This is a genomic window from Microcystis sp. M53598_WE2 (genome assembly GCF_030067735.1).
GTDB lineage: Bacteria > Cyanobacteriota > Cyanobacteriia > Cyanobacteriales > Microcystaceae > Microcystis > Microcystis aeruginosa.
This window is the reverse complement of sequence record NZ_JASJFE010000837.1, coordinates 1-8,045: the sequence shown is the minus strand read 5'-3', so window position 1 is coordinate 8,045 and position 8,045 is coordinate 1. Positions and strand designations below refer to the sequence as shown.

Sequence of the window (8,045 nt, the reverse complement as noted above, 5' to 3'; positions counted from 1 at the left end):
GGAATTATCGTCACCGTCAAATTAATTTCGCCGCTAAAATCAAAGGTTCTTTCCAATCAACTAAAACTAAGCTAAGTGGGTGGGTGGAATTAAATATAAGATGAACGTAGGTTGGGTTGAAGCATGAAACCCAACGCCTGCATGGGTTACGCTACCGCTAACCCATCCTACAAATAATTTTGCCTCCCTACTTAAGACGCATTTAAACTGCCTATCCTTAGATTAGCTGAATTTCCCCCCCCAACCCCCCCGACATCGGGGGGGCAAGGGGGTAGGGTTGCCTCCTGCCTCCTGCCCCCTGCCTCCGTTATCTTGGGTGAGGTGGGAACCCTAACCGTAGTATGATTAAACAATGCGAAGACTCACAATGACTCGACCCGACGACTGGCACCTTCATCTCCGCGATGGTGCGGCAATGAAAGCGGTTCTACCCCATACGGTGCGTCAGTTTGCCCGTGCCATTATCATGCCGAATTTAAAGCCCCCAGTGCGCTCAGTGGCTGATGCTGCCTCCTATCGCGAGCGCATTCTGGCAGCAGTTCCAGAGGGTCAACAGTTCGAGCCACTGATGACCCTCTATCTCACCGATAATACCAGTCCCGAAGAAATCGTGGCGGCGAAAGCCTCCCAGTTTGTCAAAGCGGTGAAATACTACCCGGCCGGTGCGACAACTAATTCCGACTTGGGGGTGACGGACCTTCGTAGGTGCGATGGCGTTTTGGCAGCGATGGAGCAGGTAGATATGCCGCTACTACTGCACGGAGAAGTCACCGATGGTGATATTGATGTGTTCGATCGAGAGAAAGTGTTCATTGAGAAGCACTTGCTCCCACTGATAACGAGATTTCCGAAACTGCGCGTCGTGTTTGAACACATTACCACTGCCGATGCGGTCAAGTTTGTTCTATCTGCTAACAACAACGTCGCCGCCACAATTACGCCCCAACATTTATTGTTTAGCCGAAACATTCTCTTTACCGGTGGCATTCGTCCCCATTTTTATTGCCTGCCGATTTTGAAACGAGAGGATCATCGTTTGGCACTTTTGCAAGCGGCCACATCGGGGAATCCCAAGTTTTTTCTGGGGACCGATAGCGCGCCCCATTCTCGCTACAGCAAAGAAAGTTCCTGTGGCTGCGCGGGTTGTTATTCGGCTCTGCACGCCCTAGAGTTGTACGCAGAAGCTTTTGAGAGTGTCGATGCAATTGAGCAACTGGAAGGGTTCGCCAGCTTTCACGGTCCAGATTTTTATCAACTCCCCCGAAATACCGAACAAATCACCTTAACCAAAAGCCCTTGGCGCATTCCCGATGAATTGCCCTTTCCCGAATCCGGACTGGTGCCGTTACGAGCGGGTGAAGAGATAACCTGGCAATTAGGGGAATAAAAACCGCCAGTCTTGGTAGCTGCGGTCAAGAATTCACGATTAGTTATTTTCCATGACAATGAGGAGGATCGATAACATTGGCAAAAATTGCCCAAAGTACCATGAGCGGCATCGGCAACAAACAGATTAGCCATTGATGACCGGTTAGGGTCGCCGTTGCAAACAGACTGTTCATCACCCCCCATTGGCTAAACAAAATTTGTAGGGCAACAGCAGCCACAATCCCCAAAATTAGGATCGGTGCATTAGTAATCGAGGTTGACTGACGACGCAGGTAGTTAACTAGGCTCATCCCTAATTGGCTGATACTGAGCAGATAGATAACCCGTGCTGCCACAAGGGATTGAATTGCCATTGTGCGGGCAACGGCAATATCTCCTGTGGTCGATTTAGCCCACTCAAACATACCAAAAATCAGAATCCAGTTAAACAATGAAACAGCCAAAATTCGGCGCAATAGTTTTTTGGTGATCAAAGGTTCATTGGGATTGCGTGGTGGTGACTGCATAATGCCGGGGGATTTTGCTTCAAAGGCCAGGGGAACAGTCATCGTGACCGAGTTGATCATGTTCAACCAGAGTACTTGTAGGGAGAGGATCGGTAAATCTCGCGCCAGTAAAGTACTGATCAGAATGGTCATCGATTCGCCACCATTGACAGGTAAGAGAAAAGATATCGCTTTGCGTAAATTTTGATAAACGGTGCGTCCTTCTTCGACAGCAGCCTTGATCGAGGCAAAGTTATCATCAGTGAGGAGCATATCAGCAGATTCCCGGGCGACTTCCGTTCCTCCTTTCCCCATGGCAATGCCGATATCGGCCTGCTTGAGAGCCGGCGCATCATTAACACCATCGCCCGTCATCGCCACGATTTCTCCTTGAGACTGGAGTACTTCCACCAGTTGCAGTTTTTGGGTAGGGGCAACCCTGGCAAATACCGATCCATCTTCAACCGCTTGGGCCAGTTGATGATTATCCATTTGCGCTAATTGTTTTCCCTCAAATGCTAAGACTTGTGCTGCCGTTTTAATGCCCATCCGTTCCGCGATCGCCCGCGCCGTGACAAGATGATCACCAGTAATCATCTTGACGCGAATCCCAGCAGTTTGACAGGCATGAACAGCAGCGATCGCCTCTGGACGAGGCGGGTCAATCATGCCCTGTAATCCTAGAAACACCAAGCCTGTTTCGATATCCTCATGGTCGATAGAATGCTGATGAGAAGCGGCTGCTTTTTTGGCGAAGGCAAGCACCCGTAAACCCTGCTCTGCCATCGTTTCTACCGCTTGCTCGATCTGTTGGGCGTTAAGCGCGGTCATCTGACCATAGCGATCGATCATCTGGGAACAACGACGCATTAGCGACTCAACCGATCCCTTGACATAGATCAGGCGAGGTATGCCATCATGCAGGGTTGCCATGTATTGGTACTCAGATTCAAAGGGAATTGCATCCAATCGTGGGGTTAAAGACAATAGCCCCAATTGACTGAGACCTGCTTTGGCAGCGGCCGCAATCAGCGCCCCTTCCGTAGGATCCCCCACCACTGACCAATCTTCTCCCGTTTGTTTTAGCCCGGAGTCATTACAAAGCAAACCAGCTACCAGACAATCCCCTAGGGCCGGGGGTAATTCCTCTGCAAACGGGCTGCCAGGGTTGCCATCGGTGATCAGACTAATTTCGCCCTTGGGACTATAGCCACCACCACTAACGGCGTAATATTGCCCTTCAGTATAAATGGACTGTACAGTCATTTGATTTTCGGTCAGGGTTCCGGTTTTGTCAGAACAAATGACGGTCGCACTCCCCAATGCTTCCACTGCGGGCAGTTTACGAATAATCGCATGACGACGGGCCATGCGGTTGACCCCAATGGCCAAGGTAATCGTTACCACTGCCGGCAGCCCTTCTGGAATCGCACTCACTGCCAGGGCAACGGCAGCTTCAAACATATCGATCCAAGATTTCCCCCGTCCTAACCCGATGGCAAAGGTCAAGGTTGCTAGGGTCAAAATTGCGTAGAGTAGGGTGCGGCTAAATTGGGCAAATTTACGGGTCAGGGGTGTGCTAAGGCTGACTCGGCTTTCCATCGACTGGGAAATCTGCCCCACTTCGGTGGCATTGGCCGTAGAGACAACAATCCCTTTGCCCTGTCCAAAGGTAACAAAACTCCCTGCGTAGGCCATGTTTGTCCTTTCTGCTAGGGGCGTATCCCCGGGTAAGGGTTCGATCGCTTTTGACCCGGGCAAGGATTCCCCGGCCAAGGCAGACTCATCCACCTGCAAATTGCGGACTTTCAGCAGCCTCAAGTCCGCCGGCACTTTATCCCCCGATGCCAATAAAACGATATCTCCTGGCACCAAATCCTGAGATGGAATCCGCAGGGTTTGTCCCTCTCGCAACACGGTCGCTTCTGTGGTTACGGCCTTGGCTAGGGAAGCGATCGCACCTTCCGCCTTAGCTTCCTGCACATAGCCAATAATGGCATTGATCAGGGTAACTCCCCAAATCACCGAGGCATTCGTCCAAGACCCTAAAAATGCCTTAATAGTACCCGCAAGCAAGAGAATATAGAGTAGTGGCTGATGAAATTGCTGCAAAAACCTCAACCAAGCTGGTTTCCCCGGCTTAAATCGCAGTTCATTCGGGCCATATTTTTCGTAGCGACTGGCCACTTCTTCTGCTGATAAGCCCGCTGACCCATCGCTGGTCAAGTATTCAATCACCTCTGGTTGAGAAAGTTGATGATACAAGGGCAATGATAATTGAACTGGCATCATGCTCTCCAATATTTAGGGAATTATGAATTATGAATTATGAATTGGGGGGTGGGGAAGCTGTCTCATCACCCTATCACCCCAAAACCCTATCACCCTATTTATTTCCTGACGACCGACGACCGACGACTGACGACCTTAAGCTCTCGTCTTATTTTGATAATAATCGCGGGTTCCCTTGGCATCTAGGGCTTCTCCGAGACGAGCAATGGCCTGGGCGTAGGCGGCGTTACGCAGAGATATATCGAACTCCTGGGCGAAAGACCAGACTTTTTCCGCTTCTGTCACCATTCTTTCTTTTAAGCGCTCATTGATCTCGTTTAATCGCCAATAAAGACCGCTGCGATTTTGCACCCATTCAAAATAACTCACCGTTACCCCACCGGCGTTAACCAAAATATCGGGGAAAACGAGAATCCCTTTTGAGTCTAAAATGCGATCGGCTTCTGAGGTAGTCGGACCGTTGGCCACTTCAAAGATATATTTTGCCCGCACGCGATCGGCATTTTCGGCGGTAATTTGGTTTTCTAGGGCAGCCGGAATCAAAACATCCACATCTAGGGCTAATAATTCTTCATTACTAATCGCTTCGTGTTCGACGATATTACACACAGTACCCTCACAGTAAATAGCAGTAATTCCGCGATGTTCCTGTTTATACTCACGAATGCTGGCAATATCTAGGCCTTTTTCCCGATAAATGCCGCCCTGGGAATCACTTACCGCCACCACTTGATAACCGGCTTTGGCGAGGAGATCCGCCACTACGGCCCCGGCGTTACCGAATCCCTGAACGGCTACGGTAGTATTAGCGGGTTTTTTGTCTAATTTCGGCAAAAGAGAATGAATAACATGAAAAGCTCCCGTTCCTGTCGCCGTATCGCGGCCACGACTGCCTCCCATGGTTAAAGGTTTCCCCGTCACCACCGCTGGACTAATTTTACGCTGAATGATGCTGTACTGGTCCATCATCCAACCCATGATCATCTCGTTGGTATAGACATCGGGGGCAAGAATATCGACATCGGGACCAATAAAGTCGGCTATACCCTCGATATAGCCCCGGCTAAGGCGTTCTAACTCGGCTTTTGACAATTCTTTCGGATTGAGGGTAATGCCGCCCTTAGCCCCACCAAAGGGCAAATCCAGCAGGGCGCATTTAAAGGTCATCCAAAAGGCTAGGGACTGCACCTCATCAATGCTGACGTTGGGATGATAGCGCACCCCTCCTTTGCCGGGGCCGCGGGTGTCATCGTAGCGGACGCGGTAGCCTTGGAAGATTCTCAGAGTGCCGTTGTCCATCCGGACGGGTATGGAGACGCTGAGACTAGCTTTGGGATATTTTAACCGCTCGATCGCATCATCGGAAATGGAGACATACTTAAGGGCGCGTTCTAGGCGACTGCTGGCATCGGTAAAGAGTGATTTCGACATGATTTTTTTCCCCCTATCTATCCCCATTAGAACATGAAAAAACAGTATATTTCGCTACAGTTTATTTTTCTTAATTAACCATAGACAGGAATTGCCGACAAGTATTCTCAAACAAGGTTACTTGAGAGATTTTCCAGTACATCAACTACCCTACACCCTACACCCCACACCCCACACCCCACTTCCCTATCACCCCACTCCCCCATCCCCAACCTGCAACTAAAAAAGGGAAAGAGCGATGCTCCTCCCTTTTTTGATAATTTATTCAAGACGATTGTAGATGCACAGCAATCGAGGCTGAAATTACATTAAGCCTAATTGAGCAAGGATACCTTTGTGGGTTAAGTATTCCGTAGCTACGCCAATAACGAAACCGAGCATGGCTAAACGACCATTCCAGTTTTCAGCGAAAGCGGTGAAGCCGAGTTTGTTTTCTTGCTTATCCATGGTGAATTGCCTTCCTATAATAAAATTGCATTTGATTCAAGTGCTTGATATTAAATGTAACATAACTTCCCAGACTATGCAACATTTGTTTACATAAATTTTATTAATGTTGACCATAAACTTTTATGGGGGCAGGGTCAAGGGTGGGCAATGGCGGCCGAAAATCAAGCCTGATCTTAGTTCTAGGGCTAAATAACGGTTTTCCCATCCCTGACCGAAAAAGATTACAATCAAGCGAAAGGTCAAGAATCGATCGCCATCGAGCGAGGAGTGAATATGCGCGCCTTACTGATTTATCCCGTTTTTCCGCCGACTTTCTGGTCTTATAACAAAATTCTGGAATTAGTTGATCGCAAAGTCTTACTTCCTCCCCTTGGTATGGTGACGGTGGCGGCGATTTTACCGCAGCAATGGGAATTTAAACTGGTTGATCGCAATATTCGGGCAGTGACAGAAGCAGAATGGGACTGGGCCGAAATAGTGATTCTTTCCGGCATGATTGTGCAACGTCAAGATTTAATCGAGCAAATTCACGAAGCCAAGCAACGGGGTAAACTGGTGGCCGTGGGTGGTCCCTATCCCACTTCTATCCCCCACGAAGTGGCCGAGGCCGATTTTCTGATTCTCGATGAGGGAGAAATCACCATCCCGATGTTTGTGGAAGCATTGGCAAGAGGAGAAACTAAAGGTGTTTTCCGCACCACAGAAAAACCCGATGTGACAATTACCCCGATCCCACGCTACGATCTGCTCGATTTTGAAGCTTATGATTCCATGTCGGTACAATTCTCGCGCGGATGTCCCTTCCAGTGCGAATTTTGCGATATTATCGTTCTCTACGGTCGTAAACCCCGCACCAAAACCCCCGCACAATTATTAAAAGAATTAGATTATCTCTACGAGTTAGGTTGGCGCCGGGGCGTGTTCATGGTGGATGATAATTTTATTGGCAACAAGCGCAACGTTAAATTACTCCTCAAAGAATTAAAAGTTTGGCAAGAAGAACACCAGTATCCTTTCCGGTTTAACACGGAAGCATCGGTGGATTTAGCCGCCGATCCCGAATTAATGGAAATGATGGTCGATTGTTACTTTGATGCGGTCTTTTTAGGTATTGAAACCCCCGACGAAGAAAGTTTACAATTAACCAAAAAATTCCAAAATACCCGTAGTTCCTTAACCGAGACGGTAGAAAAGATTATTAAAGCCGGATTGCGCCCCATGGCGGGATTTATCATCGGTTTTGATGGCGAGAAAAAAGGAGCGGCCGATCGCATTATTAATTTTGTCGAAGAAGCGGCCATTCCCACGGCTCTATTTGGAATGTTACAAGCTTTACCCAATACCGCCCTATGGACTCGCTTGGAAAAAGAAGGACGACTAAGATTAACGGGGAAACAGGACATTAACCAAAGTACCCTGATGAATTTCGTTCCCACCCGGCCGATCGAAGATATTGCCACGGAATATATTGAAGCCTTCTGGAAATTGTACGATCCGGAGGTATTTCTTGATCGCACCTATCGCTGTTTCCTGAAATTAGGGGCACCTAAAGCGAAACCAGCCTTTAAACTGCCTCGCCGGGCCGATCTCTATGCCCTAGCGGTAATTATCTGGCGACAGGGCTTTAAACGGTCCACTCGCTGGAAATTCTGGCAGAATTTATTCGGTATTTTGCGCCATAATCCCGCCAACGCCGAACACTATATCACTGTCTGCGCCCACAACGAGCATTTCCTGGAATACCGTCAGATTGTTCGGGATGAAATTATGGCACAATTAGCCGAATTTCAACGCCAAGAGGCATTAACATCGGAAAAAACCGCCATAGCGGCCTAATTATTCCGAGGATGGGTAAATAAACCCATCCTTAATATTTTCTGTCCTGATGGTGGACGATCGATAAATCAATAGACATCTTCAAAAATTATAACCCAGTCACAGCTTGCTTTTAGCTTATGTACTGATTAAGTAGTTCGATAACTGAAATGTATATCTATC

General features: G+C 48.4%; 5 protein-coding genes. 2 read left to right on the top strand and 3 right to left on the bottom strand.

The annotated features are described in order from the left end of the window. Nucleotides 1-352 precede the first annotated feature (352 nt). Nucleotides 353-1,387, top strand: a complete 1,035-nt coding sequence (gene pyrC, locus PX636_RS17010; protein ID WP_288117974.1) for a dihydroorotase — start codon at nucleotides 353-355, stop codon at nucleotides 1,385-1,387. 43 nt (nucleotides 1,388-1,430) lie between these two features. On the opposite strand, the gene PX636_RS17005 is transcribed toward pyrC, so the two are convergent. The 3 genes from PX636_RS17005 to PX636_RS16995 all read right to left on the bottom strand — a co-directional run bounded on the left by PX636_RS17005 (nucleotide 1,431) and on the right by PX636_RS16995 (nucleotide 6,062). Beyond that, on the bottom strand, nucleotides 1,431-4,163 hold the full coding sequence (locus PX636_RS17005) for a cation-transporting P-type ATPase (RefSeq protein WP_288117975.1): 2,733 nt from the start codon (nucleotides 4,161-4,163) through the stop codon (nucleotides 1,431-1,433). 138 nt (nucleotides 4,164-4,301) lie between these two features. Further along, complete coding sequence (locus tag PX636_RS17000) at nucleotides 4,302-5,597, bottom strand: Glu/Leu/Phe/Val family dehydrogenase (RefSeq protein ID WP_004163191.1); 1,296 nt, start codon at nucleotides 5,595-5,597, stop codon at nucleotides 4,302-4,304. A gap of 303 nt (nucleotides 5,598-5,900) precedes the next feature. Beyond that, on the bottom strand, nucleotides 5,901-6,062 hold the full coding sequence (locus PX636_RS16995) for a CAB/ELIP/HLIP family chlorophyll-binding protein (protein ID WP_487353236.1): 162 nt from the start codon (nucleotides 6,060-6,062) through the stop codon (nucleotides 5,901-5,903). Between the two features lie 258 nt (nucleotides 6,063-6,320). On the opposite strand from PX636_RS16995, the gene PX636_RS16990 reads away from it, so the two are divergent. Next, complete coding sequence (locus tag PX636_RS16990; RefSeq protein WP_004163193.1) at nucleotides 6,321-7,883, top strand: B12-binding domain-containing radical SAM protein; 1,563 nt, start codon at nucleotides 6,321-6,323, stop codon at nucleotides 7,881-7,883. Nucleotides 7,884-8,045 lie beyond the last annotated feature (162 nt).

Coding starts and splice junctions, on each gene's coding strand:
- PX636_RS17000 (WP_004163191.1), bottom strand. CDS start 5,597: ATGTCGAAATCACTCTTTACCGATGCCAGCAGTCGCCTAGAACGCGCC.
- PX636_RS16990 (WP_004163193.1), top strand. CDS start 6,321: ATGCGCGCCTTACTGATTTATCCCGTTTTTCCGCCGACTTTCTGGTCT.
- PX636_RS17005 (WP_288117975.1), bottom strand. CDS start 4,163: ATGCCAGTTCAATTATCATTGCCCTTGTATCATCAACTTTCTCAACCA.
- pyrC (WP_288117974.1), top strand. CDS start 353: ATGCGAAGACTCACAATGACTCGACCCGACGACTGGCACCTTCATCTC.